General features: G+C 68.1%; 30 protein-coding genes. 20 read left to right on the top strand and 10 right to left on the bottom strand.

What is annotated here, in order from left to right; genetic code table 11:
* Nucleotides 1-10: 10 nt before the first annotated feature.
* Together msrB and C693_RS0104120 are read right to left on the bottom strand one after the other, a co-directional pair.
* The gene (gene msrB / locus C693_RS0104125) at nt 11-481 is read right to left on the bottom strand and encodes a peptide-methionine (R)-S-oxide reductase MsrB (RefSeq protein ID WP_017460988.1); all 471 of its coding nucleotides are present in this window, start codon (nt 479-481) and stop codon (nt 11-13) included.
* 115 nt (nt 482-596) lie between these two features.
* Nucleotides 597-2,480 carry a 3'-5' exonuclease gene (locus tag C693_RS0104120; protein ID WP_017460987.1) on the bottom strand — a complete coding sequence of 628 codons (1,884 nt, stop codon included), beginning with the start codon at nt 2,478-2,480 and terminating at the stop codon, nt 597-599.
* 167 nt (nt 2,481-2,647) lie between these two features.
* Here C693_RS0104120 and C693_RS22525 point away from each other — a divergent pair, with 167 nt between their 5' ends.
* Nucleotides 2,648-3,820 (top strand): GGDEF domain-containing protein, encoded by a 1,173-nt coding sequence (locus tag C693_RS22525; RefSeq protein WP_017460986.1) that lies wholly within the window; start codon nt 2,648-2,650, stop codon nt 3,818-3,820.
* 19 nt (nt 3,821-3,839) lie between these two features.
* On the opposite strand, the gene C693_RS0104110 is transcribed toward C693_RS22525, so the two are convergent.
* Nucleotides 3,840-4,760, bottom strand: a complete 921-nt coding sequence (locus C693_RS0104110; RefSeq protein WP_026107170.1) for an oxygenase MpaB family protein — start codon at nt 4,758-4,760, stop codon at nt 3,840-3,842.
* Nucleotides 4,761-5,075: 315 nt separating this feature from the next.
* On the opposite strand from C693_RS0104110, the gene C693_RS0104105 reads away from it, so the two are divergent.
* The 4 genes from C693_RS0104105 (at nt 5,076) to C693_RS0104090 (ending at nt 7,867) form a co-directional block, all read left to right on the top strand.
* Complete coding sequence (locus C693_RS0104105; RefSeq protein ID WP_017460984.1) at nt 5,076-6,146, top strand: 3-deoxy-7-phosphoheptulonate synthase; 1,071 nt, start codon at nt 5,076-5,078, stop codon at nt 6,144-6,146.
* Between the two features lie 203 nt (nt 6,147-6,349).
* Nucleotides 6,350-6,643, top strand: coding sequence for a GNAT family N-acetyltransferase (locus C693_RS0104100; protein ID WP_017460983.1), 294 nt, complete (start codon nt 6,350-6,352; stop codon nt 6,641-6,643).
* A 36-nt stretch (nt 6,644-6,679) separates the two neighbouring features.
* Nucleotides 6,680-7,339, top strand: coding sequence for a DUF1345 domain-containing protein (locus C693_RS0104095; protein ID WP_017460982.1), 660 nt, complete (start codon nt 6,680-6,682; stop codon nt 7,337-7,339).
* Between the two features lie 9 nt (nt 7,340-7,348).
* Nucleotides 7,349-7,867 (top strand): hypothetical protein, encoded by a 519-nt coding sequence (locus C693_RS0104090; RefSeq protein ID WP_017460981.1) that lies wholly within the window; start codon nt 7,349-7,351, stop codon nt 7,865-7,867.
* An 8-nt stretch (nt 7,868-7,875) separates the two neighbouring features.
* On the opposite strand, the gene C693_RS0104085 is transcribed toward C693_RS0104090, so the two are convergent.
* Complete coding sequence (locus C693_RS0104085) at nt 7,876-8,358, bottom strand: YajQ family cyclic di-GMP-binding protein (protein ID WP_017460980.1); 483 nt, start codon at nt 8,356-8,358, stop codon at nt 7,876-7,878.
* Nucleotides 8,359-8,530: 172 nt separating this feature from the next.
* Between C693_RS0104085 and C693_RS0104080 the strand changes: the two genes are divergently transcribed.
* Complete coding sequence (locus tag C693_RS0104080) at nt 8,531-9,712, top strand: NAD(P)/FAD-dependent oxidoreductase (RefSeq protein WP_017460979.1); 1,182 nt, start codon at nt 8,531-8,533, stop codon at nt 9,710-9,712.
* Nucleotides 9,713-9,823: 111 nt separating this feature from the next.
* Entirely contained in the window at nt 9,824-10,714 is an 891-nt protein-coding gene (locus tag C693_RS0104075; RefSeq protein WP_017460978.1) for an NAD(P)-dependent oxidoreductase, read from the top strand.
* Nucleotides 10,715-10,824: 110 nt separating this feature from the next.
* On the opposite strand, the gene C693_RS0104070 is transcribed toward C693_RS0104075, so the two are convergent.
* Nucleotides 10,825-11,286 (bottom strand): YaiI/YqxD family protein, encoded by a 462-nt coding sequence (locus C693_RS0104070; protein ID WP_017460977.1) that lies wholly within the window; start codon nt 11,284-11,286, stop codon nt 10,825-10,827.
* Nucleotides 11,283-12,170, bottom strand: a complete 888-nt coding sequence (locus tag C693_RS0104065; RefSeq protein ID WP_017460976.1) for a PhzF family phenazine biosynthesis protein — start codon at nt 12,168-12,170, stop codon at nt 11,283-11,285. The genes C693_RS0104070 and C693_RS0104065 overlap by 4 nt, the downstream gene beginning before the upstream one ends.
* 106 nt (nt 12,171-12,276) lie before the next feature.
* Here C693_RS0104065 and C693_RS0104060 point away from each other — a divergent pair, with 106 nt between their 5' ends.
* From C693_RS0104060 to C693_RS0104035, 5 genes are all read left to right on the top strand, one after another.
* The gene (locus tag C693_RS0104060) at nt 12,277-12,885 is read left to right on the top strand and encodes a rhomboid family intramembrane serine protease (RefSeq protein WP_017460975.1); all 609 of its coding nucleotides are present in this window, start codon (nt 12,277-12,279) and stop codon (nt 12,883-12,885) included.
* Nucleotides 12,886-12,989: 104 nt separating this feature from the next.
* On the top strand, nt 12,990-13,451 hold the full coding sequence (locus C693_RS0104055; RefSeq protein WP_017460974.1) for a hypothetical protein: 462 nt from the start codon (nt 12,990-12,992) through the stop codon (nt 13,449-13,451).
* A 33-nt stretch (nt 13,452-13,484) separates the two neighbouring features.
* Entirely contained in the window at nt 13,485-14,570 is a 1,086-nt protein-coding gene (locus tag C693_RS0104050) for an aminopeptidase (RefSeq protein ID WP_241762626.1), read from the top strand.
* A gap of 343 nt (nt 14,571-14,913) precedes the next feature.
* Nucleotides 14,914-16,101, top strand: coding sequence for a nicotinate phosphoribosyltransferase (pncB, locus tag C693_RS0104045; protein WP_017460972.1), 1,188 nt, complete (start codon nt 14,914-14,916; stop codon nt 16,099-16,101).
* 255 nt (nt 16,102-16,356) lie between these two features.
* Nucleotides 16,357-16,839, top strand: a complete 483-nt coding sequence (locus C693_RS0104035) for a glutathione peroxidase (protein ID WP_017460971.1) — start codon at nt 16,357-16,359, stop codon at nt 16,837-16,839.
* Between the two features lie 4 nt (nt 16,840-16,843).
* On the opposite strand, the gene dacB is transcribed toward C693_RS0104035, so the two are convergent.
* The gene (gene dacB / locus C693_RS0104030; protein ID WP_017460970.1) at nt 16,844-18,388 is read right to left on the bottom strand and encodes a D-alanyl-D-alanine carboxypeptidase/D-alanyl-D-alanine endopeptidase; all 1,545 of its coding nucleotides are present in this window, start codon (nt 18,386-18,388) and stop codon (nt 16,844-16,846) included.
* 117 nt (nt 18,389-18,505) lie between these two features.
* Between dacB and C693_RS0104025 the strand changes: the two genes are divergently transcribed.
* Complete coding sequence (locus C693_RS0104025; RefSeq protein ID WP_017460969.1) at nt 18,506-18,988, top strand: FKBP-type peptidyl-prolyl cis-trans isomerase; 483 nt, start codon at nt 18,506-18,508, stop codon at nt 18,986-18,988.
* Between the two features lie 71 nt (nt 18,989-19,059).
* Here C693_RS0104025 and C693_RS0104020 read toward each other — a convergent pair whose 3' ends face one another.
* Together C693_RS0104020 and C693_RS0104015 are read right to left on the bottom strand one after the other, a co-directional pair.
* Nucleotides 19,060-20,103, bottom strand: coding sequence for a phospholipase A (locus C693_RS0104020; RefSeq protein WP_017460968.1), 1,044 nt, complete (start codon nt 20,101-20,103; stop codon nt 19,060-19,062).
* Between the two features lie 133 nt (nt 20,104-20,236).
* Nucleotides 20,237-20,599 carry a hypothetical protein gene (locus tag C693_RS0104015; RefSeq protein WP_017460967.1) on the bottom strand — a complete coding sequence of 121 codons (363 nt, stop codon included), beginning with the start codon at nt 20,597-20,599 and terminating at the stop codon, nt 20,237-20,239.
* 197 nt (nt 20,600-20,796) lie between these two features.
* Here C693_RS0104015 and C693_RS0104010 point away from each other — a divergent pair, with 197 nt between their 5' ends.
* Nucleotides 20,797-21,987 (top strand): winged helix-turn-helix domain-containing protein, encoded by a 1,191-nt coding sequence (locus C693_RS0104010; protein ID WP_052329349.1) that lies wholly within the window; start codon nt 20,797-20,799, stop codon nt 21,985-21,987.
* On the opposite strand, the gene C693_RS22520 is transcribed toward C693_RS0104010, so the two are convergent.
* Nucleotides 21,988-22,410 carry a hypothetical protein gene (locus tag C693_RS22520; protein ID WP_017460965.1) on the bottom strand — a complete coding sequence of 141 codons (423 nt, stop codon included), beginning with the start codon at nt 22,408-22,410 and terminating at the stop codon, nt 21,988-21,990.
* 306 nt (nt 22,411-22,716) lie between these two features.
* Here C693_RS22520 and C693_RS0104000 point away from each other — a divergent pair, with 306 nt between their 5' ends.
* From C693_RS0104000 to C693_RS0103975, 6 genes are all read left to right on the top strand, one after another.
* On the top strand, nt 22,717-22,926 hold the full coding sequence (locus C693_RS0104000) for a cold-shock protein (RefSeq protein ID WP_017460964.1): 210 nt from the start codon (nt 22,717-22,719) through the stop codon (nt 22,924-22,926).
* A gap of 257 nt (nt 22,927-23,183) precedes the next feature.
* Complete coding sequence (locus C693_RS0103995) at nt 23,184-23,393, top strand: cold-shock protein (protein WP_017460963.1); 210 nt, start codon at nt 23,184-23,186, stop codon at nt 23,391-23,393.
* 130 nt (nt 23,394-23,523) lie between these two features.
* The gene (locus C693_RS0103990; RefSeq protein WP_017460962.1) at nt 23,524-24,393 is read left to right on the top strand and encodes an alpha/beta hydrolase family protein; all 870 of its coding nucleotides are present in this window, start codon (nt 23,524-23,526) and stop codon (nt 24,391-24,393) included.
* Nucleotides 24,394-24,490: 97 nt separating this feature from the next.
* Entirely contained in the window at nt 24,491-25,549 is a 1,059-nt protein-coding gene (locus C693_RS0103985) for an NADH:flavin oxidoreductase/NADH oxidase (protein ID WP_017460961.1), read from the top strand.
* A 34-nt stretch (nt 25,550-25,583) separates the two neighbouring features.
* Nucleotides 25,584-26,459, top strand: coding sequence for a pirin family protein (locus C693_RS0103980; protein ID WP_017460960.1), 876 nt, complete (start codon nt 25,584-25,586; stop codon nt 26,457-26,459).
* A gap of 73 nt (nt 26,460-26,532) precedes the next feature.
* Nucleotides 26,533-26,835 carry a DUF962 domain-containing protein gene (locus C693_RS0103975; protein ID WP_017460959.1) on the top strand — a complete coding sequence of 101 codons (303 nt, stop codon included), beginning with the start codon at nt 26,533-26,535 and terminating at the stop codon, nt 26,833-26,835.
* Nucleotides 26,836-26,882: the final 47 nt, after the last annotated feature.

Below are 26,882 nucleotides of genomic sequence, written 5' to 3'. Positions count from 1 at the left end.
CCGCACCGGCTCAGCCTGCGTCAGGCAGGCCTTCCGGTGCGCCCCGTTGCAGCAGGTCTGGCAGGGCGTCGTCCTGTTCGGTGAAATCCAGCGCCACCGAATTCAGGCAGTGACGCAGGCCGGTGGGCGGCGGACCGTCCGGGAACACGTGGCCGAGGTGGCTGCCGCAGCGGGCGCAGACTTCCTCGGTACGCACCATGCCGTAGCTGGTGTCGCGGATGTAGCGCAGGTGGGCGTCGTCGTAGGGGGCGAAAAAGCTCGGCCAGCCGGTGCCGGAATCGAACTTGGCGTTGGAGCGGAACAGCGGCAGCCCGCAGAAGCGGCAGGTGTAGACGCCGTCCTTCTTGTTGTCCAGGAACACGCCGCAGAACGCCGCCTCGGTGCCGTGTTGCAGCAGCACGCGGCACTCGTCCGGTGTCAGTCCGGCGGTGATCGCCTCGCGCTGGGCGTCGGTGGGCGGGGTGAGGTCAAAGCGGGTCATCACGGCTCCTGCGTTTGGCGATACCGCCGAAGTGGGGTGTGCAGCGGGGCAGTCCAAGCGGTGTCCGGTGCACACAGGTCGGGGGAATCCCCGGGCCGCGGGGCGTTGCGCCGGTTCACTCCAGCGCCTGCAGCTGTCCCTGCACCTCGTTGATCGCGTTGCGGATGCGCTGGCTGAATATCGAGTCCTCGTGGTGGATCAGCACCAGTCGTTCGGTCGCACGGGTCATCGCCACGTAGAGCAGGCGGGCCTCCTCGGCCTCGTCCTTGCCGGGCTTGGGCAGCGATCCGAGGCCGGGGATGAACACCACCGGGAACTCCAGGCCCTTGCTCGAGTGCATGGTGACCAGCCGCACGGCATCCTCGACCAGGAACAGTGCGCGCTTGCCATCGCCTTCGGCCAGCCGGCTGGCGATACCCTCGCGCTTGAGCGCCTCGTGCAGCTTCTCGCCCTCCCACTGGTTGCGGAAGATCACCGCCATGTCCGACAGCGGCCGGCCATGGGCCGCCTCGTCGCGCAGGCACTGGATCAGCACGGTGAGCTGGTCGCCGGCAGTGTCGGTGCGGATCAGCTCGGGCACCGGGCCGCGGCGGCCGGCGCTTTGCGGCGCGATCAGCGGCACGCCGTCGTCCTCGCCGATCCGCTCGATCAGCAGGTCGCTGGCAAAGCCACGGGCGACCGAGAGGATCTCCAGCGTGTTGCGGTAGTTGAGCTTGAGGATGGTGGTGCGGCCCTGCGCCTGCACGCCCAGTTCCTTCCAGGTGAACTTGCGGCGGTCGTCGCGGCCGTAGATGTTCTGCGCGTCGTCGTACAGCACCAGCAGCGAGTTGGTGCTGGGGTCGACCATCTGCACGATCAGCTTGTACCAGTCCGGCTCGAAGTCGTGGCCTTCGTCCACCAGCACGGCGCCGTACTGGAAGCGCGGGATCTGTCCGCGGTCGACCCCGGCGATCACCCGTTCGACCATCTCGGCGAAAAAGTCGTCGGTGCTCTTGCCTTCCTTCGTCGGCAGGTCGACGTGGTAGGCGGTGAGCATCTGCCGGCACCAGCGGTGGAAGTTGTAGACCTGCACCTTGTCCGACAGGCCGCGCTCGCCGACCAGCTGGTCCAGCCGTCCGGCCAGGGTCTTGTTGTAGCAGAGCACCAGGATCGGCTTGGCCATGGTCCGAGCCAGCTGCAGCGCGCGGAAGCCGAGGATCATCGTCTTGCCCGAGCCGGCCACGCCATGGATCAGGCGATGGCCATCGCCCAGCGAACGCGCCAGCTGCTCCTGCTGCGCGTCCATCACCTTGACCAGTTCGGGGATCTCGATCGCCTTGCCCGGCTCATCCGCCTGGGCCGGGAACAGGCCGAACTGGCCCGAGCCCGGATCGACGCGCAGCTCCGGGAACAGGTGCCAGCGCACGCGGTCGAGCTGGGGCAGGGTGAGCGCCACCGGGAACACCTGCGGGAACATCGCCCACAGCCGCTCCTGGAACGCCTCGGCTTCCACCGACTCGTAGATCTCGTCGCGGCAGATCACCAGGTGTGATGGCAGCACCGCGTCCAGTCCGCCTTCGTCGAACTGCTTGCGACTGATGTTGGCCAGCACCACGCCCCAGCCCCACGGCATCACCAGCTTGCCGGCGTGGCGATGGCCCGGCGGGAAGTGCAGCGCCGGATCCTTCTGCAGCGCCACGCCGATCTCCAGCGCATAGGCGCGTGCCTGCAGCAGCGGGTTGTTTTCCTTCACCGTGCCGCGGTCGGTGAGCAGGGTGACCTGGGTGCTGTCGACCTGCTGCAGGGTCTCGGCCTTCCAGTCCTTCACCTCCAGCACCAGCAGGCCGCGGCGCGGATGCACGATGACGAAGTCGGGATGGCGCTGCTTGGGGCCGACCGGGACGTCGTACCAGATCAGGTAGTCGTCCTCGAGCTTCTGCTCCAGGCGCTCGGAGACGCGTTTCTCGCCGCCGGTCATGCGCGGCAGGCAGCTGTTGCGGGAAGGAATGAGCGTGGCCATCCGGGGTCCGGTGAGTGTCTCCGCGGCGAAAGTAGCCAATCCCCGCGGACTGTCAAAGCCCTGGATGCGTTCCGGGGGGGCGACGCCGTGCACGGAGGCAGGCCCGGCAGGTACTATCGCGCCGTGCGATGCGGCGGCATATGAGGCCAGTCGGGCGGGGAGAGGGGATGCCGGTTCAAGTCGAAACACTGTCTCTGCTCAATGCGGTGCAGGCCCTGGCGCTGGGTCTCATGCTCTGGGTGGGAACCCACAGCGGCAACGACCGGGCGCTGGCGGCGATACGGCTGCGCGCGCTCGCGCTGGCGGTGGAGGCCTCCGGCTACGGCCTGCTGGCCTTGCAGGCGTTCATCTCCCCCTCCGCGCTGGTGGTCGGAGGCAACGCCCTCAACCTGCTCGCCCAGGGCATGGTGGTGGTGGCCATCCGCCAGCTGCTCGGCGAGCCGCTGCGGCTGAAGACGGCGGCGACGATCGGTTTCCTCGGCTGGGCCGGCGTTTCCTGGCTGGGTGCGGTCTACCCCGACTACCGGCTGCGCGTGCTGTGGGGATCGTGCGCGATCCTGGGCAACGTGCTGCTCAACGTCGAGGCCTTGCGCGGCGGTTGCCGGGATCGCGACACGCGTGCCCGATGCGTGCTGTTGTGGGTCTACCTGCTGGAGCTGGCCCTGCTGCTGTGGCGCAACGGTTCGCTGTGGTTGGGCTCCCACCCGCCCGACCAGGTGGCCACGCCGACGCCGGTGAACGTGTTCTACGTGCTGCTGTCGGGCATGCAGCCGCTGTTCGCCAGCATCGGCTTCCTGCTGCTCTACAACGAGATCCTGCGTCGCGAGCTGCACGACCTGGCGCGGATCGATCCACTGACCGGCGTGGCCAACCGGCGGGCGATGGGCGAGGCCTCCGACCGGATGCTGGCCGAAGCCAGGGGGTGGCGAGGCTCGGTCGGCGTGCTGCTGCTCGACGCGGACCACTTCAAGTACATCAACGATCGCTTCGGCCACGATGGCGGCGACAAGGTCCTGCAGGCCCTGGTCGGCCACATCCAGAGCATGCTTCGCAGCGGCGACATCGTCGGCCGGGTCGGTGGCGAGGAGTTTCTGGTGCTGTCGCCGGGCGTCGACGAGGCCGGTCTGCTGGCGCTGGCCGAGCGCATCCGCGCCACGGTCGAGAACTCCCCGCTGGTGATCAACGGCGAACCGGTCCGTCTCACGGTGTCGATCGGTACTGCCGTGGCCGGGCCGGGCGGATGGGACATGACCGTGCTGCGCCGTCGTGCCGATGCCGCGCTCTATGCGGCCAAGCGGGCCGGGCGCAATCGCGTGATGTCGGGGGAGACCGCCGCCTGAGTCCGGGCGGGAGCACCGGTCACCAGCGATGCAGTTCGCGTGGGTCGCGCCCGACCCGGCGGCACGCATGCGCGGCGATGCCCTCGGTCAGGGCCAGCCGGAATACCGGCGCCATCGACCACAGCGCATGCGCGGCCATCCGTGCCCTGGCCCGCTGGGCCGGGGTCCTCCGCAGCATCCGGACCGCCCATTCGGGCAACAGCGCGGCCCCTGCGTGCAGGAACACGTCGCGCGACAGCGAGGCGACCGGCACCGGCAACCGTACCTGGGCCAGGATGTCCAGCACGGTGCGGGTGCGTTCGGTGTAGGCCAGCGTGGGGCGCACGGCGCGGAAGTAGGCGTCGACCTCGGCCTCGCTGCGCGGCACATCCCGCGCCCCCAGCGCTTCGGCCACCCGGCGGCACTCGTCGAAGTAGCGGTCGGCCGCTCCGCCCGGCAGGTCGATGTGACTGTATCTGCGGTAGCCCTGCAGGAAGCTGTAGGCCTCGGTCACGTGGACCCAGGTGAGCAGGGCCGGGTCGTTGGCATCGTAGGGGCGGCCATCCTCGGTGGTGCCGCGGACGCGATCGTGGATATGCCGCACGCGTTCGATCAATGCCTGCGCCGACGCGCGGGGCGCGTAGGTGGTGCCGCCGACGAAGGTGGTCGTCCGGCGCAGCCGGCCGAGCAGATCCTCGCGGAAGTTGGAGTGATCCCACACCCCCGCCAGCGCCAGCGGATGCAGCGTCTGCAGCATCAGCGCGGCCAGGCCGCCGGCGAGCATGCCGGGGAAGTCGGCATGGATGCGCCAGGTGGCGCCGTCCGGATCGAACAGGCCGGGATCGCCCACCGGCGCGTCGTAGTCGACCGTACCGCCACCGTTGCGCGGGAACGCGCCCGCCACCCAGCGGCGGATCGCCGCCTGGGCCGGTCGCGTGACGAGGTGCAGGGCGGTAGGCATGGCATGCATCTTAGCGGCGCCGTCGAGTGCCGGCGGGCGCTTGCGGCAATGCGTGTCCGCCTCCCGGCCAGTGGCGGGGCCGCGCTTATGCCATTTCCGACGTTTGCATCGGCCGTCGGTTGTGGTATCCCTAGCCACATGACGATTCGCACCGCCCGCTGGTTTGCTTGGTTTTATGGCTATCCGAGGCCACAGGCGGAGCCAGGGGCGCGATCGTAAGCAGAACACCGATCCCACCGAATCCTGAAAGCCGCCAGCCCAACCCTGGCGGCTTTTTTCATGGTCGCCCGGAACTCCGACACGAGGACCCGCACCATGAGCACCGTTACCGACGACCTGCGCATCCGCGAGCTGAAGCGCCTGTCCACACCCGCCGAAGTGATCGGCGACTGCGCCGATCCGGAAGCCGCACACCGCACCGTCGCCCGCAGCCGGGAGCGGCTGCACGCCATCCTGCAGGGACGTGACGATCGCCTCGCCGTGGTGATTGGCCCGTGCTCCATCCACGACACCCGGGCCGCCATCGAATACGCCCAGCGCCTGGCCGTCGAGCGCGAAAAGCACGCCGACGCGCTGGAGATCGTGATGCGCGTGTATTTCGAGAAGCCGCGCACCACGGTGGGCTGGAAGGGGCTGATCAACGATCCGGACCTGGACGGCAGCTTCCGCATCGATCGCGGCCTGCGGCTGGCGCGCGGCCTGCTGATCGGCATCAACGAGCTGGGCGTGCCGGCCGGCTGCGAGTTCCTCGACATGATCACGCCGCAGTACATCGCCGACCTGGTGAGCTGGGGGGCGATCGGCGCGCGCACCACCGAAAGCCAGGTGCACCGCGAGCTGGCCTCGGGTCTGTCGTGTCCGGTGGGCTTCAAGAACGGCACCGACGGCAACGTGAAGATCGCGGTGGACGCCGTGGTGGCCGCCTCGCAGCCGCATCATTTCCTGGCCGTGACCAAGGACGGTCGCACCGCCATCGCCACCACGGCCGGCAACGGCGACTGTCACGTGATCCTGCGTGGCGGCAGCGCACCGAACTACGATGCGGCCAGTGTCGGGGCGGCGTGCGCGGCGATCGGCAAGAACGGACTGGTGCCGCGGCTGATGATCGACGCCAGCCACGCCAACAGCAGCAAGAAGCCGGAGAACCAGCCGTCCGTGGTCGCCGACATCGCTGGCCAGATCGCCGCAGGCGAGTCGCGCATCATCGGGGTTATGGTGGAGAGCCATCTGGTGGCCGGTCGCCAGGATCTGGTGCCGGGCGAGTCGCTGACCTATGGCCAGAGCATTACCGACGGCTGCATCGACTGGGATCGCTCGGTCGAGGTGCTGGCCCGGCTGGCCGATGCGGTGCGCGCACGCCGGCAGGCTGCGCGCCAGGTGGCTTGAGCAATGCGGCTTGCGCGTATCGAGGCGCCCTGATGGGATGCCCAGGGACCCGGGGATCATCGACCCGTCCGGCGGGTCCCCGGGCGAGCAGTCGCTAACTGCCGGCTGACCGGGCAACATGTTGCGCCTGCCGTTCCCTCGCGACGTGCGGCCGGCCGACCGCGCCGGTCGTATGCTTGGTGCACCGACTGCCGGGAGAGGCCATGTCAGAGGGATTTGCGGTCAAGCACGATGAGGATGCCTGCCTGTTCGAGACCGTGCATGACGGTCATCGCGGCATCCTGACCTATCTGCTGGACACAGAGGCGTCGCCTCCGTTGATGACCATCGACCACACAGGCGTACCTCCGGCCGTGCGCGGGCTCGGCATGGCTGCCGCGCTGGTTGCGGCTGCGTTCGAGGTGGCGGGGCGGCGGGGATGGCGGGTCCGCCCGGCCTGCTCTTACGCGGCGGCATGGGCGCATCGCCATGCCGCTGTCGCCGGGTTGTTGGCATGAGCCTGGTCGTGTGGGCATGCCATGAACGATGACCCCGTGAAATCACCGGCGAAGCGCTGGCGTCCGCTGCGCTCGCTTCGCGTGCGTCCACGGCTGAGCCTGTCGACAGGGGTGTTCCTGCTGGCCTCCGCGTGCCTGTACGCCGGCGGCATGGCGCCGGCTCCCGCGCTGCTGGGGGGATTCGACCTTGGCGCGGTGACATTCCTGCTCGGCATGCTGCTGATGTTCAACCGGTCGAGCACGGCCGGCATGCGCCAGCAGGCGCGACTGCAGGATGCCGGACGCTGGGGCATCCTGTGGAGCTCCATCGGCATCACCGCCGTGGTGATGGTGGCACTGGCCACCGAACTGCACGTGGCCAAGAGCGGTGGTGTGCTGTCGCTGGTGGTGGCGGGCGCGAGCATCGTGTTGTCCTGGCTGTTCATCAACGTGATGTTTGCGCTGCACTACGCGCACGGGTTCTACGGTGACTACGGCAGCCAGCATCAGGGCCTGGAGTTTCCCGGCAAGGGGCAGCCCGACTACTGGGATTTCGCCTATTTCTCGATCGTGATCGGGATGACGTTCCAGGTGTCGGACGTGCAGATCAGCAGTCGGGAAATCCGCCGCATCGTGCTTCTGCACAGCGTGATCGCGTTCTTCTTCAACGTGTTCATCATCGCGGTCACGGTGAACATCGTGGCTGGCCAGGTCTGAGGCGGCCGCATGATCGGCATTGTCGGCGAAGACGGCGAGGGCTATCGCTGGTTACCGCCCAGGGCATCGGAGGTGCGTGACGGCCGCCTGCGGGTGATCCCGTATGCATCGCGCCGCGGGGTCGCACGTCTCGTCCTGTTCAACGCGCTGGTGACGCTCGCGGTATTCGCCTGCCGCCATGACGAACGCCATGGCATCCATGTCCCTTGGCACGCGACGCTCTACCAGGTGGCCGTCGCCCTTCTCCTGGTGCAGCTGGTGCTGCGCGTACCTGGCTGGTTTGCCCGGCGTCAGATCCAGGTCCAGCTGCCCTTGCGGCTGCAGCCGGTGCCGGTGCTGTACTGGGTGGAGCTGGTGCAGTTCTTCTCGGCGCTGACCGGGGCACTGGTGGCCTGCATCGCGAGCGACCATCCCCACCCGCTGCTGCCGTGGGAGATCCTGTCGTGGGCAGTGTCGATGGCCTGCGTGGCGGTGGCGCTGGCGCCCTGGATCGGGCGCCGGTTGTTGCGGCGTCGCGGCGCGGCCTGAGGGCCGACTCAGTCGCGGAAATTGTCGAACTGCAACGGCACGCCGACGTCGGTCTGCCGAAGCAGGGCCATGGTGGCCTGCAGGTCGTCGCGTTTCTTGCCGGTGACGCGCAGCTTCTCGCCGTTGATCTGTGCCTCGACCTTGATCTTGGCGGCCTTGATCGCGGCGATCAGTTTCTTTGCCGCAGCCTGCTCGATGCCCTGCTTGACGGTGATCTTCTGCCGCGAGCCGGCGAGGTTGGTTTCCGGATCGGCCGTCTCCAGGGCACGCAGGTCGATCTTGCGGGTGGCCAGGCGGGTGGTGAGGATGTCGCGCATCTGCTTGAGCTGGAACTCGCTGGCGCCGGTGGCGGTGATGACGAAATCGTCCAGCTCGAACTTGGCGTTCGTGCCCTTGAAGTCGAAGCGCGTGGTGAGTTCGCGGTTGGCCTGGTCCACGGCGTTGGTGAGTTCGTGCTTGTCGACTTCGGAGACCACGTCGAATGAGGGCATGGCAACATCTCGGGCTGCGGGAAAGGAGCGAGTGTAAGCCAGTCGCGCGTGGGATAATCCGCGGCCGCCTCCCTCTGCCGTCATTCCGGCGCAAGCCGGAATCCAGTGCATGCATGTCCAATAACCCGATTCCGTCGTTCACTCTGCCGTCCATGCTCCCGGGACTTCGCCCATGAAGGTCGACGTGCTGGTGATCGGCGCGGGCGCGGCCGGGCTGATGTGCGCCATCACTGCCGGCCAGCGCGGCAAGCGCGTGCGGGTGGTCGATCACGCCAACCGGGCGGGCAAGAAGATCCTGATGTCGGGCGGTGGGCGCTGCAACTTCACCAACCTGGGCACCACGCCGGCCAACTTCCTCTCCGCCAACCCGCACTTCGCCAAGTCCGCGCTGGCGCGTTACACGCCGTGGGACTTCATCGCGCTGGTGGAGAAGCACGGCATCCGCTACCACGAGAAAGAGCTCGGCCAGCTGTTCTGCGACGAGTCGTCCAAGCTGATCGTGCGCATGCTGTTGGACGAGTGCGCGGCGGCCGGCGTGGAGGTGCGCATCAATTGCGCGGTGACCCAGGTGGCGAAGTCACAAGAGGGTTTTCTCGTCCAGACAGCCGAGGGGCCGGTGCAGGCGACCTCGCTGGTGGTTGCCACCGGTGGCCTGTCGATTCCCAGCCTGGGCGCCACCGGCTTCGGCTACGAGCTGGCGCGCCAGTTCGGTCACACGGTGTTGCCGGTGCGGGCCGGGTTGGTACCGCTGACCCTCAGCGGCAAGCATCAGGAGCGCTATCAGGACCTGGCCGGCGTCGCGCTGCCGGTGAGCGAGGCGCGCGTGGGCAAGCGCAGCTTCCGTGCCGGCCTGCTGTTCACCCATCGCGGTGTGAGCGGACCGGCAATCCTGCAGATTTCCAGCTACTGGCAACCCGGCGACGACCTGCGCCTGGACCTCTCGCCCGAGATCGACATCGGTGACTGGCTGGTGGCGCAGCGTGGCGAGCGTCCGGCGGCCGAACTGAAGAATGTGTTGGGTGACCTGCTGCCCAAGCGCTTGGCGCAGCGGCTGTGCGAGGTGTGGTTTTCCAGCAAACCGATGCGACAGTTCCGCGAGACGGAACTGGTCGACATCGGTCGCCAGCTGCACGACTGGCCCATGGTGGCCAGTGGCACCGAGGGCTACCGCACCGCCGAGGTCACCCTGGGTGGTGTCGACACGAACGAGCTCTCGTCGTCGACGATGGAATCGAAACGGGTGTCCGGCCTGTATTTCATCGGCGAGGTGGTCGACGTCACCGGCTGGCTCGGTGGCTACAACTTCCAGTGGGCCTGGGCCTCCGGTCATGCGGCCGGCGAAGTGGCCGGCTGAGAAACGCTGCGTTTCCCCGGTTGGCGCTTCCTTCGCTTACCGGCTTCGCGTCCACTGAACGCCGGTGGTGGTCTCATCCACCTTTTGAGCATTCGCCGCGGAGCACATTGCATGAAAGTCGGATTCATCGGACTGGGATCCATGGGCAGCGCCATGGCCAGCAACCTGGTCGCAGCCGGTCACGCCGTCACGGTCTGGAACCGTTCGGAAGCCTCGGCCGAGCCGCTGCTGGCGCTGGGTGCGAAGCTGGCCAGGACGCCCGATCGCGCAGTGCTGGGTGACGCCGTGTGCTCGATGCTGGCGAACGACCAGGCAGTGCGCGCGGTGTTCCTGGGCAGCGGCCTGCTCGATGCGATGGATCCGGGCACGGTGCACGTCAACCACGCCACCATCTCGGTGGCGCTGGCGCAGGAACTGGCCGCCGCGCACGCGGCACGTGGCATCGACTACGTGGCCGCTCCCGTGTTCGGGCGTCCGGACATGGCGGCTGCCGCGAAGCTCAATATCGTGGCCGCGGGCAAGCCTGCCGCGATCGGGAAGGTTCAGCCATTGCTTGATGCGATGGGGGCAAGGACCTGGCCGCTGGGCGAGGATCCGGTGCGCGCCAACGTGGTGAAGATCGCTGGCAACTTCATGCTCGCCTCGGCGATCGAAAGCATGGCCGAGGCCGCCACGCTTACCCGCGCCTATGGCGTGGGCGCGGCCGACTTTCTCGAAGTGATGACCTCCACGCTGTTCGCCGCGCCGGCCTACCAGGGCTACGGCAAGCTGATTGCCGAACAGCGTTTCAGCCCGGCCGGCTTCGCCATGCCGCTGGGTCTCAAGGATGTCGGTCTGGCGTTGAGCGCAGGCGAGGGCAGGCGGGTGCCGCTGCCGTTTGCCGGCGTGCTGCGCGACGGCCTCCTCGACGCGCTGGCCCACGGGGGCGAGGATCTGGACTGGTCCGCGCTGGCGCTGGTCGCCGCGCGCCGGGCAGGCCTCGACGGAGGCGAGGATGTCTGAGCGACGCCGACGCGTAGGAGCCCGCTCGCGGGCGATGCTTTTGCTTTAGGTCTAGATCAGGAGCAACAGCATCGCCCGCGAGCGGGCTCCTACCGGTACCGGGCGGGCGTTCAGCGCGAGGGGCGACGGTTGAGCCAGATGTCGAGCTGGTTGGCGAACGCCTGGCGGTCGCGCGGATGGAAGGCGGACGGTCCGCCGGTATCCACCCCGGCGCCGCGCAACTCCTCCATGAAGTTACGCATCGACAGCTGCTGGGCGATGCTGTCGGGGGTGAAGGGTACCCCGCGCGGATTCACCGCCTGCGCCCCCTTTTCGAGTACCCGCGCAGCAAGCGGGATGTCCTGCGTCACCACCAGGTCGCCCGCGGCGACCCGCGCGACGATCTCGTTGTCCGCCACGTCGAAGCCGCCTGCCACCTGCAGGCTGCGCACGAAACGCGAGGGCGGCGTGCGCAGCGCCTGGTTGGCGACCAGGGTGACCTGCACCTGCGTACGCTCGGCGGCGCGGAACAGGATCTCCTTCACGGGCACCGGGCAGGCGTCGGCATCGACCCAGATCTGTGGGGCGCTCATGTGTTCGCATCCCACGCCAGGTGGCCGTCGACGACCGTGTTCGTGCGACCACCGACCCACACCGCGCCATCGTCGTCGATGCGCACGAGCAGTCGCGCGTCGTAGCCGATTTCGCGCCCCTGGCTGACTGCATAACCGCGCGCCAGCGGGCCGTGCGGTTCGGCCTGTACCAGCCAGGCGGCAAGCAGGCCGTTGGCGGCGCCGGAGGCGGGATCTTCGGTGATGCCGGCGCCGGAGGCGAACGCGCGCACCACGAGCTGGTGTCCGGCCGCTTCGCTGCGTGCGAAGGCGCAGATGCCCATGCTGTCGGTGGCCTTGCCCAGCGCACCGATCGCTGCGTGATCCGGCTGCCATCGGCGCAACGCAGCCTCGTCCGCGCATTCGACCACCCACCATCGGCGTCCACCCTCGACCAGTGCGGGCGCGAGCCGGCCGCTGGCCACGCCGGCCAGGGCAGGGCGCAGCAGTGGGTGGGCATCGGCGCCGGACTCGCGCACCGCGGCTGCCGGCGAACGAAGCAGCAACTGACGGTGCCCGTCGTGGTCTTCCACCCGGATCGGCAGTAGGCCTGCGCGGCACTCCTGCCAAAGCAGGCCGTCGTGCGGTTCGATCAGTCCGCAGGTCAGCGCCGCATGCGCGCTACCTACGCTCGGATGGCCGGCGAAGTCGATTTCCCTGTAGGGGGTGAACATGCGGACGCGGTAGCTGGCCTGTGGGTCGGTCGGCGGCAGCAGGAAGGTGGTCTCGACCAGGTTGGTCCAGCGGGCGAAGGCCTGCATGGCGGCGTCGGTCCAGCCACCCGCATCGATCACCACGCCGAGGTGATTGCCGCCGCCGCGGCGGGCGGCGAACACGTCCAGGTGCAGGTAGCGGAATGTGGTCATCGTCGGCAGCGCAAGAATGGGCGATAGCCCTCCATGATAGCGGGCGGTCGACAGCTGCCGCGGCTCCGGCCAAGATGGCGAGCCGCTTCATCCACAGACGGAACCCATGACGATCACCCTCATCATCCTCGCCGTGACCTGCGTGGTCTCCTTCATGGCGCTCAACAACGGCAAGCTGATGGACGACCTGCTGCTGTGGCCGCCGGCGATCCAGCGCAGCCGCGAGTACTACCGGCTGGTCACCTATGGGCTGGTGCATGCCGACTTCGGCCATCTGCTGTTCAACATGCTGACGCTGTTTTTCTTCGGGCGGCTGATGGAGCAGTTTTTTGCGGCCCGGCTCGGCTCGCTGGGATTCCTGCTGTTCTACATGGGTGGTCTGGTGGTCTCGATCCTGCCGACCTACCTGAAGAACCGGAGCAACGCGCGCTACCGCAGTCTGGGCGCGTCGGGAGCGGTGTCTGCCGTGCTGTTCGCCTTCATCCTGCTGGCGCCGTGGGCACGCATCTACGTGTTCGTGATCCCGATGCCGGCGATCATTTACGGAGTGCTCTACACGGCCTATTCGATCTACATGGACCGGCGCGGGCAGGACAACATCAACCACAGCGCGCATCTGTGGGGCGCAGCGTACGGTGTGGCTTTCACCCTGATCATCGAGCCGCGCGTGCTCTCGCATTTCATCGGGGCGCTGCTCCGTCCCGGCGGCCTGTGAGTCCCCCGCCCGGCGCCAGCCAGGCAGGATCAGGAGGCATTCATCGCCACGGACTAGCGTGGTGTTACCGCGCAGTCGGCGCGGCGTGTCCGCGGAGGCATGTCATGAGGAAGATGCTGCTGGGAATCGTGCTGGTCGGGGCGACCTCGCTGCTGGCTGGTTGCTACGTGGCGCCGGGCTACAGCTATGTCCGGGGTCCGGACGGAGGCGGCGCCTACTACGGCCGCGCAACCACGGTGTACGACAACGGCTATTACGCGCCCTACGGGTACGGTTATTACGATTACCCCTATGGTTACTACCCCGGCGGCGTGACCGTGGGTATCGGCACCACGTGGTACGGCGGCTCTCGGTACCGGCGTTACGACCACGATGGCCACCGCTGGCGCGGTGACGACCACCACTGGCGCGGTGAGGACCATCGGGGGCACTGGGACCACGATGGCGACCGTCGTCACGGCGGGCCACGTCCGGGCGGCGGTCACGCCTATCGGCCACCGCAGCGAAGCCACGATTCGGGCGCGCAGCATGAACAGCGGCGGAGCCGGGATGAGCGGCGACGCTGAGGCACCATCGGCGCTTCCGGTGCCGGCGCCCTGATGAGGCGCCGGTGGACGTCGGTCTGCCGCTGCCTGGCCGGCATGGGGCTGGCGGTGCTTCTGGGTGGCTGCGCTACCGTCCGCTACTACGGTCACGTGGCGCACGGCGAGGCGGCGCTGTTGCTCGCACGCCGATCGATTCCGAAGGTGCTGGAGGATCCGCGTACCCCGCCTGCGTTGGCGCGGCGTCTGGAGCTGGCGGAGCAGGCGCGCCGCTTCGCCTCGGACCATCTCGATCTGCCGGACAACCGCAGCTATACCAGCTATGTAGCGCTGGACCGGCCCTATGTGGCCTGGAACGTCTTTGCCGCACCACGCTTCTCGGTGGAGGCTGTGCCGCAGTGTTTCCCCGTTGCCGGATGCGTGGCCTACCGCGGCTACTTCCGCGAGGCGCTGGCGCAACAGCGCGCGGCGATGCTGAGAGTGCAGGGGTTGGACGTGTGGCTGTCGCCGGTGCCGGCCTATTCGACCCTGGGCTGGTTCGCCGATCCGATCCTCAGCTCGATGATGCGCTGGGACGACGACGAACTGGCCGGCACGCTGTTCCACGAGTTGGCGCACCAGCAGGTCTACGTCAAGGGTGATACGGCATTCAACGAGTCGTTCGCCACCTTCGTCGAGCACGAGGGACTGCGCCAGTGGCGAGCGTCCCGGGGCCTGCCGCCGCCGGATGGTCGCGGGCAGGCGATGGAGCACGGTTTCACCGTGCTGGTGCTGTCCCTGCGCGAGCGACTGCGCCAGGACTATGCGCGGCCGGGCGATGCCGCGGCGATGGAGCGGCGCAAGCAGGCCGACATCGCGGCGTTCCGGCGCGACTACGCGGCGTGGCGCGACCGCGACTTCCCGGGCGACCGGCGCTACGACGCCTGGGTGGCCGCGCCGATCAACAACGCCCGGCTGCTGCCGTTCGGACTCTATGACCAGTGGACCGGCGCCTTCGCGGTGCTGTTTGCCCGGGTGGACCACCAGTGGCCGGCGTTCTACCGGGCGGTTGCCGCCATCGGACGCCTGGCATCGGCGCAGCGCCTGGCCAGGCTTCAGGCGCTCGCCCGGCAGGGAAGCGTCCCGGGCGCCGGAAAAACATGATTGCCCGGCCATGGCCCTGGCCGAAGGATCTGATGTAAAAGGCTTTTCCGCCAGTGACCCGGCAAAGCTGAATGAATGCTTTTTCCGCTCCCCGGCTGCCTTGAACTTCGGTGGGGCGATCCGCACTAAAGGGTCGTATCGCCGAGACGGCGACAAGAGGCGGGCCAGTGCATCGGACCGCTGAGGGGTCGGCCCCTTCCTCCCCCGGATCGCCGACCTGACAAACCCCGGCCCGCCCCTCCCCTGGCGCTCCGGGGTTTTTTTATGCCCGTCTTCAGGGCCGGGTTCGCGGTGCACCTTCGTTCGCACCGATAATGTCCGCTCCCCATCCACGGATCTGGCGATGATCATCCGCTCGCTGCTCGACACCGACCTGTACAAGTTCTCGATGATGCAGGTGGTGCTGCACCAGTACCCGGGCGCGCACGTGGAGTACCGCTTCAAGTGCCGCACGCCGGGTGTAGACCTGGTGCCGTACCTGGACGAGATCCGCAGCGAACTGGAGGCGCTGTGCCAACTGCGCTTCGACGAGGACGAACTCCGGTACCTGCGCGGCCTGCGCTACATCAAGAGCGATTTCGTCGACTTTCTCGAGCTGTTCCGGCTCAACACCAAGTACGTCGAGCTCAAGCCTTCGCCAGATGCGCCGGGGGAGATCGAGATCCACATCCGCGGCCCCTGGCTGCACACCATCCTGTTCGAAGTGCCACTGCTGGCGATCGTCAACGAGGTGTATTTCCGCAACACGCAACCGGGCATCGATCTGTCGACGGGGCGCGAGCGGCTGGCGGCCAAGATCGCGCTGTTGCACGGTACGCCGGGCTACGCCGATTGCCGCATCGCCGACTACGGCACGCGTCGACGCTTCTCGCGGGAGTGGCATCGGGAGGTGGTGACCGCGCTGCGCGATCGGCTGGGGGCGCAACTGGCCGGCACCAGCAATGTCGCGCTGGCGCGCGAGCTCGGGCTGATCCCGCTTGGCACCCTGGCGCATGAGTATCTGCAGGCACACCAGGCGCTGGGGCCGCGCCTGCGCGATTCGCAGGTGGCGGCGTTGGAAGCGTGGGCGCGGGAGTACCGCGGCGACCTCGGCATCGCGCTGTCCGATGTGTACGGGCTCAACGCCTTCCTGCGCGACTTCGACATGTATTTCTGCAAGCTGTTCGACGGCACCCGCCACGATTCCGGCGATCCGTTCGCCTGGGGCGAGCGGGTGCTGGCGCACTACCGCGCCAACCGTGTCGACCCGCGCGGCAAGGTCCTGGTGTTCAGCGACGGCCTGGACATCCCGCAGGTGATGAAGCTCTACGCGCACTTCCAGGGGCGCTGCCAGCTCGCGTTCGGCGTGGGCACCAACCTGACCAACGACGTCGGCCCGACGCCGCTGCAGATCGTGATCAAGATGGTCCGCTGCAACGGCCAGCCGGTCGCCAAGCTCAGCGACAGCCCCGGCAAGAACATGTGCGACGACCCGGCCTACGTCACCTACCTGCGGCAGGTGTTCGAGATTCCCGCCGAATCAGCGGGCTGAGTCGTGCCTGCGCGCGCAGCCTGCGTCGCCCGCAGACCGTTTCAGGCCGGGCCAGGCGAGCAGCAGTAGCGTGCCCAGCGCCATCAGGCTGGAGAGCAGCAGGGACATCGTGGATCGCCTCGGACGAAAGTGCGGGCACGATAGCCCGCGCGCAGGAGCGGGTGATCTGGCGATTTCTCATATGCATATGTCGCTGCTTGCGCACGAACGGGCCCTCGGCGCACGCTTGACGCCTTTTCCGACTGCGGACCGGCCATGACCACGATCTACGATTTCAGCGCCCGCGACATTGAGGGCAACGAGCGCTCGCTCGGCGAGTTCCGCGGCAAGACGCTGCTGGTGGTCAACGTTGCCTCGCGTTGCGGATTCACGCCGCAATACCAGGGGCTGGAGGCGATCTGGCGACGTCTGCGCGAGCGCGGGCTGGTTGTGCTGGGATTTCCCTGCGACCAGTTCGGTCACCAGGAACCGGGCAACGAGGCGGAAATCCGCCAGTTCTGCAGCACCCGGTACGAGGTGAGCTTCCCGATGTTCGCCAAGATCGAGGTGAATGGCGACGGTGCCCATCCGCTCTACAAGTGGCTGAAGCAGGAAGGCAAGGGCATCCTCGGCAGCGAGGCGATCAAGTGGAACTTCACCAAGTTCCTGGTCGATGCCGAGGGCCAGGTGGTGCGTCGCTATGCGCCGACCGACACGCCGGAGAAGATCGCCAGGGAGATCGAGCCGCGCCTGGGCTGACGGCTCAGGGGCGGCCGCGGTAGGTCGCCAGCAGTTCGGCGATGGCGTCCAGCGTGCGGCTGGGTGACGTCGCGCCGTCTGGTGGCACGTCGTGGTTGATGATTACCGCGAACGCCAGGCGCTCGCCGCCCGCGCTGGTCACATAGCCTGCCAGCGCGCTCACCCCGGTCATGGAGCCGGTCTTGGCGTGCACTTCGCCTTCGGCCGGCGTACCGCGCATGCGCGCAATCAGCGAGCCGTCGACGCCCGCCACTGGCAGGTCGTTGCGCAGCGTCGCTGCATACGGCCGGGTCGCCATGTACTGCAGCAGGCGAACCAGCGACGACGCGGTGACCAGGTTCTGTCGCGACAGCCCGCTGCCTTCGGTAAGCCGCGCCTGCGTGGGAGCGATGCCGATGTCCTTGAGCAGGGCGTCGAGCGCACGCAGCCCCCAGGCGCTGGAGCCAAGGAAACCGTCGGGCGAGGTCCCGTCGGCGATGGCCTGGGCCCGGGCCTGCACGCCGGCCAGCTGCAGCAGGTTCTGCAGGTAAAGGTTCTGCGAGCGCTTGAGCCCGCGCTCGAGGATCGCGCCGTACGTCGGCGATTCCACGCGGCCGAGCTCGACGGCGCCGGCAAGGTAGGCGCCGTCCTCTTCGGGCCAGTGCAGCACCTGCACGCGGCCGTGCAGGGTGATGCCGTGACGGGCCAGGGCATTGCGCAGCAGCTCGCCGGCAACGCGCGCCGGATCGGTCATCGCCAGGTGGTAGCGCATCGTCGCGGCGCCCGTCGGTACGGAGCCGAAGGCGTAGAGCGTGTCGCTGCCCGGCGCACGGTAGAGGTTGATGTCGGGCGGGCTGCCGGCGGCGGTGGTGAGCACGCGGCTGCTCATGTCTGGAATCGCGAAGGGCGGGTCCAGCACCACTTCGGCCGCATCGCCCGCGGCGGTTCCGGGCGTGATGGTCAGCCAGGCGGCGTTCTCCTGCACGCTGAGTGCGGCGGCAGGCACGGCAAAGGCGCCGAGCAGGTCGCCCACCTCCCAGCCGGCGCCGATCGGCGGCCCCTGGAAATAGGTGTCGTCGGCGATCAGGTCGCCATCGATCCTGCGGATCCCCCGCTCGACAAGCGTGGTCGCCAGGCGATCGGCCCAGTCGGTGCTGTCTCCCGTGCCCAGCGTCGGATCGCCCATGCCGTAGAGCACCAGCGGACCGTGCAGGCGGCCGCGGACGACCGGGCCGCGGGCGAGCAGGCGGGTGCTCGTGTGTCCGTCTGCCCCGAGCTTCTCCAGCACCAGCGCGGCAGTGAACAGCTTGGCGGTGGATGCCGGCTCCAGCAGCCGGTCGGGCTGGTGCGCGTACAGCGTGTGGCCGCTGTCCAGCGAGACGATTTCGATACCCCAGTCCGCGCCGCCGAAGCGAGGCGCGTCGATCAGCGCGTCGATGCGACTGGCAAGCTCCGTGGGCGTCGCGGCGGGCGTCGCCGGAGACGGCGCAGACGGAGCGGCGGCAAGCGCGAGGGCTGGGCAGAGGGCGAGGAAGAGCAGGGCGGTGATCGGCCAAGGGTATCGATGCATGCCCGCCAGTATGGGCATCCGGCCGGCGCTGTACAGGGTGGACCGGGCCGATCTGTTAGGCTTTGCGCCTCGCGCCATCGTTCCGGCGCCACTTTTTCACTTCAATGCGAGAGCCTCATGCAGATTGCCGACCAGACCGTCGTCTCCTTCCACTACACGCTGACCGATGACCAGGGCACCGTGATCGACAGCTCGGCGGGTCGCGAGCCGCTCACCTATCTGCATGGCGTCGGCCAGATCGTCCCCGGCCTGGAGAAGGAGATGGCTGGCCGTACCGTCGGCGACCAGTTCAAGGTCGACGTGGCGCCGGAAGAGGGCTACGGCGTGCGTCACGCCGAGCTCGAGCAGCAGGTGCCGCGCGAGGCTTTCCAGGGCGTGGAGGACATCCAGCCCGGCATGCAGTTCCAGGGGCGCGGCCCGCAGGGCGTGATCAACGTCACCGTGACCAAAATCGAGGACGGCGTGGTGCATATCGACGGCAACCATCCGCTGGCCGGCCAGACCCTGCATTTCGACGTGCAGGTGACCGAGGTGCGCGAGGCGACCGCCGAGGAACAGCAGCACGGTCACGTGCATGGTCCGGGCGGCCATCACCACTGAGCCGTTGCGGTCCTGGTGAAGTAAAAACGCCGCCCATCGGGCGGCGTTTTCCTTTGCGCTCGACGCAATGCTCAATACCAGTCGAGCAGCGACACCCCGAGGCCGAGATAGGTGGCGTTGTGGTTGTAGTCGATCATGCTCTCGCCGTATCCCTTGAACAGTTCCATGTAGCCGCGCAGGTTGCCGGCGACCGGAAAGCTCCAGGTGAACTTGCCCGCGCCGTGGCTGCGGCTGCCACCGCGCAGCGAGTGTCGCAGCAGCAGCCCGAATTCCTGCCCGTGCCACTCGTGCACGATCTGCGCCTCGGCGCGTCCCATGTAGTCGCTGATATCGGGATTGTTGTCGTCCGCCGCGCTCTCCGGGATCCGCCACCACGGGCGGATCATCACGGTCCAGCCGGGGCGCTCGAAGCCGACATCGGCGATCACCCGGTTCCAGCTGCGCGACAGCGGGTTGGAGCGGCCGTTGGACTGATGGTCGAACCCGATGCCCAGCAGCCGGCCCTGCCAGCCGAGCACGTCGTAGTGCGTGTCGAACACCAACATCGCTTCCGGTTCGTAGTTGGTCTCGCGGAACGGGCGGGAGAGCCGGCTGTTGAAAACCTGCCAGTGCGAGGACTGGGTGTAGCCGACCCAGACATCGCCGCCCGCATCGCCAAAGACGTCCTGCGCGACCTTGGTCTTCAGGCTGAGCTGGAATTTCATTTCGGCGTTCTGCAGGGCGATCGGCGCAGACACCGTGTTCACCGGGTTCGGGCTGGTCGGCCGGTCGTTCTGGTTGCTGGTGACGAAGACCGGCATGACGTACACCGGCTTGTAGCCCCGGATGTTGAAGGTGCCGAGCTTGGCCTCCGGTGCCAGCTCCCAGCGCGAGTCCAGCAGCGACAGGGGGGCGCCCACGGTGTTGCCATCATCGGACTTTCTGCCGGTGTCCCGGGCGAACAGCGTGACGTCGTCAGGGTTCCCGTGCTTCTGCGCGATCGGCAGGTTGTCGCGGCCGGTGGCGCGGTCGTAGCACGCCAGCCGCTGGGAGTCGCTTTCGATCGCGGTGCAGGCGCGGATGTCCATCGGGTCCGGATTCTGCGCATGGGCCGCGGCGGCGGCCAGCGCGAGCATGCCGGCGAATGGAGCGGAAAGCTTCCGGGGCAGGGGTGTCGTCATGACGGGGAATCTCGTTGTCGTTGGTGGGCGCGGGCACGAAAAGGCCGGCCGCAGGTTACTGCGGCCGGCCGGTCCGGGCGACAGCGGTCTACTTGCCCTTGGTCCAGCGCGCGTACTCGGCCTCGCTGATCCTGCCGTTCCGGTTGCTGTCGGCGTAGTCGAAGTCGTTCGCCAGCGGTGGATAGGCCGCCGCCTGCTCGGGCGTGATGAACCTGCTCTTGCCCGCCAGCTGGGTGAATGGCGGCGGCGGGTTGTCCGAGGGGGGCGGAGGCAGGGTGCTGCGGATGGTGACCTGTCCCTGCGGTGTCTGGAACACCGCGCTGTCGGGCGTGGCGGTGGTGTTTCCGGGCGGCGGGGACGACATGCTGCCGGTCTGCGCTGCCACGGCCTGGCCGGCGGCGAACAGCGCGGCGGCTGCGACGAATGGAATCCGGTATCTGCGGAATGTCATGTTCGTTACTCCATGCCAGAATCGATGAGGAGGGCGCATCGTGCGGCGGGACCACGAAGGTTCGGTCGCTGGGGGAGCGCCCGGTCACGCTAGCAATGGACGTGTCAATGCCACCTCAACCTGCTGTAGCCGGATGGCCGCAGACCGTCACGCCAGCGCTCCGCTTGGACCAGGCCCGGCGGCTTCAGTTGCATGCCATGGGGCTTCTTTCCCGGCCGCGTCGCCGCGCCCGGCCGCAGGATCTTGTGGATGCGGTGCTGCGCATGCGGCTGCTGCAGATCGACACGATCCACGTCGTCGCGCGCAGCCCTTACCTGGTGCTGTTTTCCCGACTCGGCGAGTATCCGCCGGAGTGGCTGGAGCAGGCGCTGGCCGACGGCTGCCTGGCGGAATGCTGGGCGCATGAGGCGTGTTTTGTCCCTGCCGCCGATTTCCCGTTGCACGACGCCTGGCGGCATCGGCGTGGACATCACTGGTCGTATCGTCATGCCGAACGCATGCAGCGCGAATATCCCGCGGAGATGCGCGCACTGCTGGATCGTATCGGCCAGACCGGGCCGGTACGTTCGGCCGATTTCGCCCGGGAGGATCGTGGTGCCGGCGGCTGGTGGTCGTGGAAGCCGGAAAAGCGCTGGCTGGAAGCCTGGTTCGCACTGGGCGAGCTGATGGTGTTGCGCCGGGATAGATTCCAGCGGGTCTACGACCTGGCCGCGCGCGTGCGCGAGCGACTGGATCCCCCGGATCCGGGCGTGGTCACCGGCCTGGACGAAGCGGGGCTGCGTCGGCACTTCATCGCCGACACCGTGCGTGCCCTCGGTGTCGTGCCTGCGCGCTGGATCGCCGACTACTACCGTTTGCGGCCACAGGTGACCGACCGGGAAATGCGGCCTCTGCTGGTCGACGGCGAAGTCCTGCAGGTGGATGTGGCCGGCTGGGATGCGCCGGGTTATGTCCACGCCGATCACGCCGGGGCGCTGGCCAAGGCACTGGGTGGTCGGCTGCGCGCCACGCATACGGCAGTGCTGTCGCCCTTCGACCCGCTGGTGTGGGACCGGCAGCGACTGCAGGGCATGTTTGGCTTCGACTATGCATTGGAGTGTTACGTACCGGCGCCGAAGCGGCAGTACGGCTATTTCGTGTTGCCGGTCCTCCACCGCGGCGCGCTGGTCGGTCGGCTGGACGCCAAGGCACATCGTTCGAAAGGAGAGTTCGAGATCAAGGCGTTGTACCTGGAGCCCGGCGTCGACGGCGACACGCAGCTGGCCGATGCGTTGGCCGATGCGCTGCAGCGATTGGCCGATTGGCACGGAACGTCCACGGTGAGGCTGACCCGGACGCGACCGGCCGGCTTCGCGCGGCTGCTCAGGGCCGCGTTGGCCAACCACTGATCAGGACCGGTCGTCCTCGCCGTTGCGCCGTGGTGCGGTCACCTGGCTTGAGTCTGTTGCACAGGACTTGCCGTCGAGCGCTTCGCGCAGGCTTCGTGTCAGCACTTCGCAGCGGGTGGCCAGCTGGGGACGGATGTGCGGATCGAGTGAGTCGCGCAGCAGGCTGCTGCGCATTTCGCGGTAATGGGGCTCGATCTGACCGGGGGGGAAGATCCCCGCTGCCCGGTGGCAGGTCCGGTAGCTGGCCAGGTAACGGTCGCAGGCCTCGATACCGATGCCCGGGGTCGGTTCCGTTCCCCCGGCGCGCCCGATGTCCCCGGTCGGCCCGGTTCGTGTCGACGGGCCGCGGTGGGGCTGGCCGGCACACGCGGCGAGCAACCATGGCAGCAGCAGGGTGTGCACGGCGAGGCGTCGGGATATCATGGTGGGCTCCTTGGGGAAACGCTGGCCGGTGCCAGATTACGCGCCTCGTCGGGAGAACCTGAACGCCAGGCTCCCGCGATGCCGGAAGGGTTGCCAGGCATGGGAAAAACGGCATCGCGGAGTTTTTCCGGCTGTGGTTATAATCGCGTTGCTGTGTTTGCCGGGGTCACCAGAGTCTCGTGACCCGATGCCGCTGATTCCTATCCGCTTCATCGCTTCACCCCCGAGGATTTCCGCGCAATCCAGTGTTCCCGCCGGCTTTTGCCGGCCGGGTTCCGATTCCAGAAACCTACGGAGTGAAAATCCATGTCCGATCGTCAGACCGGTACCGTCAAGTGGTTCAACGATGCCAAGGGCTTCGGCTTCATCAGCCGTGACAATGGCCCGGACGTGTTCGTGCATTTCCGCGCGATCACCGGCAACGGCTTCAAGAGCCTGCAGGAAGGCCAGCAGGTCACCTTCAAGGTGGTGCAGGGCCAGAAGGGTCTGCAGGCCGAGGAAGTGACCCCGGCCTGACCGCCAGGGAAGCCTCCTGTCGTACCGAGAAGCCGGGCAGCAATGCCCGGCTTTTCTCGTTTCGGGCCACCGCCGCCGGCGAGGGGGCTTGCACGACGCGAAAATCCGTTATGCTTTTTTCACTGTGTCAGCTCAGGCCCGGGGTGGGCCCGCGCCGGCGTGAGACCCGCGCGAGTCACCCGCGTTGCGCATGACCCAGTCGACTGCCGCCCGGGCGGGCGGGCAGCCGGTCACGAGGGGCGTAATCGGAGTGAGTCATGTCGGATCGAGAGAGTGGCACCGTCAAGTGGTTTAACGACGCCAAGGGTTTCGGCTTCATCAGCCGCGAAAGCGGCCCGGACGTGTTCGTGCATTTCCGTGCGATCACCGGCTCCGGCTTCAAGAGCCTGAAGGAAGGCCAGAAGGTGACCTTCAAGGTGGTGCAGGGGCAGAAGGGCCTGCAGGCCGAGGAAGTATCTCCGGCCTGATCCGCCGGGTGGTTTTCCGTATCGCCCAGGAGGTCGGCATGTGCCGGCCTCCTGCGCGTGTCTTCATATCGCGACCGTCCCGCCGCCGGGCCATCGGCGGCGTCAGACTGGTGCGCTCGGAAGGGCAGAAATGAGCGACGCGCTCTCCGCTTCGGCAACCTTGCGCGTGTCGTCTGTCGAATCCGGCGACGGGGCTCGTGCCGAACTGATGCTGGTGTCGCCTGCCGACGAGCGCGTAGTGCGGGCGGCGGTGTTGTGGCTGCCTGCGATGGGTGTGCCGGCCCGCCACTACCTGGCTCTGGCCGATGACCTGGCGAGCCAGGGCGTGGCCACGGCGATCCACGAGTGGCGCGGTATCGGATCGAGCGATCAGCGGGCCGGTCGACACAGCGATTGGGGCTATCGCGAACTGCTGTCGCAGGACCTGGCGGCCAGCCTGGACGCTGCACGCCGGCAATGGCCGGAAGTGCCCCTGGTCGCCGGTGGTCACAGTCTGGGCGGACAACTGGCGACACTGTTCGCGGCGATGCGCCCTTCGTCGTTTGCCGGGCTGGTGCTGGTCGCCAGTGGTTCTCCGTTCTGGCGGATGTTTCCGCGCGGCCCGCTGATCCGCATCGCCTACAGTGCAGCACCGCTGCTGGCTGCGCTGCGCGGCTATCTGCCTGGGCGGCGGCTCGGCTTCGCCGGCAACGAGGCGCGGGGCGTGACGGTCGACTGGGCACGCAGCGGGCGTACTGGCCGCTATGCCGCGCGCGGGCTCGACATCGACCTTGAGCAGGGGGTGGCACAACTGGATCTGCCCGTGCTGGGCATCCGTTTCGAAGACGACTGGCTGGTGCCGCCTGGCTCGCTGGAGTGGTTGCTTGCCAAGTTGCCGCGTGCAACGCCAACCAGGCTCGTGCTCGGCGCAGAGGCACTGGAGGGCCGGCCGCCGGACCACTTCGCGTGGATGAAGGCTCCGGCCGCGGTGGCCGGGCGGATCGCCGGCTGGTTGCGCTGAGGAAACGTGGCGTTCGCCGGATCGTTCCTTCCGGAGCCTTGAATCCTGTCCCACGCGCCAGCAGCTCAGCGGTTTGCCCAGGTCCGGAGGCTCGTCGATGTCCCTGTTCGAACCGCTGCAGCAGCGTTCGCTCACCCTGCGTAACCGCCTCGTGGTCGCGCCGATGTGCCAGTACAGTGCCACCGATGGCCTGCCCGATACCTGGCATCTGGTGCATCTGGGCAGCCGCGCGGTCGGTGGTGCGTCGCTGGTCATCAGCGAGGCCACGGCGGTTTCCGCCGAGGGGCGGATTTCTCCCGGAGACGTCGGCCTGTGGAACGAGGCGCAACAGCAGGCCTGGGCACCGATCACCGCGTTCATCCGCGCCCAGGGCGTCATCGCCGGCGTGCAACTGGCGCACGCCGGACGCAAGGCCAGCGCGCAGCGTCCCTGGGAGGGCGGCGGCCCGCTCGGTGTCGACGAGGGGGCCTGGCCGACCGTTGCACCCTCGGCCCTTCCGTTCGATGCCGGCTGGCATGTTCCGGTAGCGCTGGATGAGGCGGGCATCGCCAAAGTGATCGGGGATTTCCGGACCGCCGCGCGCCGCGCGCTGGATGCGGGCTTCCAGCTGGTCGAGGTGCACGCGGCCCATGGTTACCTGCTGCATCAGTTCCTGTCGCCGCTCAGCAACCGTCGCAGCGATGGCTACGGTGGCAGTTTCGAGAACCGCACGCGGCTGGTGCGCGAGGTGGTCGCTGCCATCCGTGAAGTGTGGCCCGAAGCACTGCCGGTGTGGCTGCGTATTTCGGCCACCGACTGGGCCGAGGGCGGCTGGGACATCGAGCAGAGCGTGGCGCTCTCGCGGCAGGTTCGCGAGCTGGGGGTGGATCTGGTCGATGTGTCCAGCGGCGGCCTGGTGTCCGGCGTGCGGATCCCGGTCGAGCCGGGTTACCAGGTGCCGTTCGCCCGCCGCATCCGCGCAGAGGCCGGTGTCGCCACCGGCGCCGTCGGCCTGCTGACCGAACCTGCGCAGGTCGCGGCGATCGTCGCCGACGGCGACGCGGACGTGGTGCTGCAGGCGCGCGAGAGCCTGCGCGATCCCTACTTTCCTCGTCGCGCGGCCAAGGCGCTCGGTGCATCGATCCACACACCGTTGCAGTATCAGCGTGCCTGGTGATGTAGTCGACGACCCGACCCGAGGAGCGCATGTCATGGACACCAATCCCCTGCTGATCGATGGCCGCGTGCACGACCTGGGCGACGGATTCCGCGTCCGGCGTCTGCTGCCGGTGCTGCAGGCGCGCCATGTCGGTCCGTTCGTTTTCTTCGACCACATGGGGCCGGTCAGCCTGCCCGCGGGGCGCGGCATGGACGTGCGCCCGCATCCGCACATCGGCCTGGCCACGGTGACCTGGCTGTTCGAGGGCGCGATCCGTCATCGCGACAGTCTCGGCAGTCTCGCCGACATTCGCCCCGGCGCGGTGAACTGGATGACTGCCGGTCGCGGCATCGTGCATTCCGAGCGCACGCCGCCGGCCGAGCGCGAGGCCGGCCATGCCCTGCACGGCGTGCAGGTGTGGGTGGCGTTGCCGGCCGGCGACGAGGAGGTTGCGCCGGAGTTCCACCATCACGAAGCGACCGAACTGCCGCGGATCGAGCGCGACGGCGCCTCGCTGACCCTGATTGCCGGTACCGCCTGGGGCGAGCGGTCGCCGGTCAAGGTGTACGCGCCGATGTTCTTCATCGAGGCCCGGCTCGAGGCGGGCGCATCGCTGGACTGGCCACCCGAGCATGCCGAGCGGGGCGTGCACCTCATCGAGGGCGGCGTGCGCTGGGGGGATGTGACCGTGCCACCCGGACAGATGGCGGTACAGGCGGGGGAATCGGCGCCGCCCTTGCGGGCGTTGTCGCCCAGCCGCGTGATGCTGTTCGGTGGCGCGCCGCTGGATGGCGAACGCCACCTGTGGTGGAACTTCGTCTCCACCCGCCGCGAGCGGATCGAACAGGCCAAGGCGGACTGGCGCGACGGTCGTTTCGACACCGTGCCCGGCGACGAGCTCGAGCGCATCCCGTTGCCGGAACGCTGACTCGCCGATCGCGGCTGCGTCGTGCATTCGCCGCGGCGCGCGCGTAGGCTGCGTCGGTCACCTCGGAGGGCACATGGCCGGTTTCTCCAGTTTCCGCGAGTTCTATCCGTTCTATCTGGGCGAGCACCGCCACCCGGTGTGCCGGCGCCTGCATTTCGCGGGCAGCCTCTGCGTGCTGGCGATCATCGCGATGACCATCGCCAGCGGTCGGCTCGTCTGGCTGTGGCTGGCGCCGGTGGCCGGCTACGGCTTCGCCTGGATCGGTCACTTCGTGTTCGAGAAGAATCGTCCGGCCACGTTCAAGCATCCCTTCTACAGCCTGGCTGGCGACTGGGTGATGTTCTTCGACGTGTTGCGCGGCAAGGTCCGTCTGTAGGGAACGCCCCTCCCCTGAAAACCGAGAGGGCGGCCAAGTGGCCGCCC

The sequence above is a fragment of the Dyella ginsengisoli LA-4 genome, from assembly GCF_000334915.1.
GTDB classification, from domain to species: Bacteria; Pseudomonadota; Gammaproteobacteria; order Xanthomonadales; family Rhodanobacteraceae; genus Dyella_A; species Dyella_A ginsengisoli_A.
This window is presented reverse-complemented; position numbering and strand designations above follow the sequence as displayed.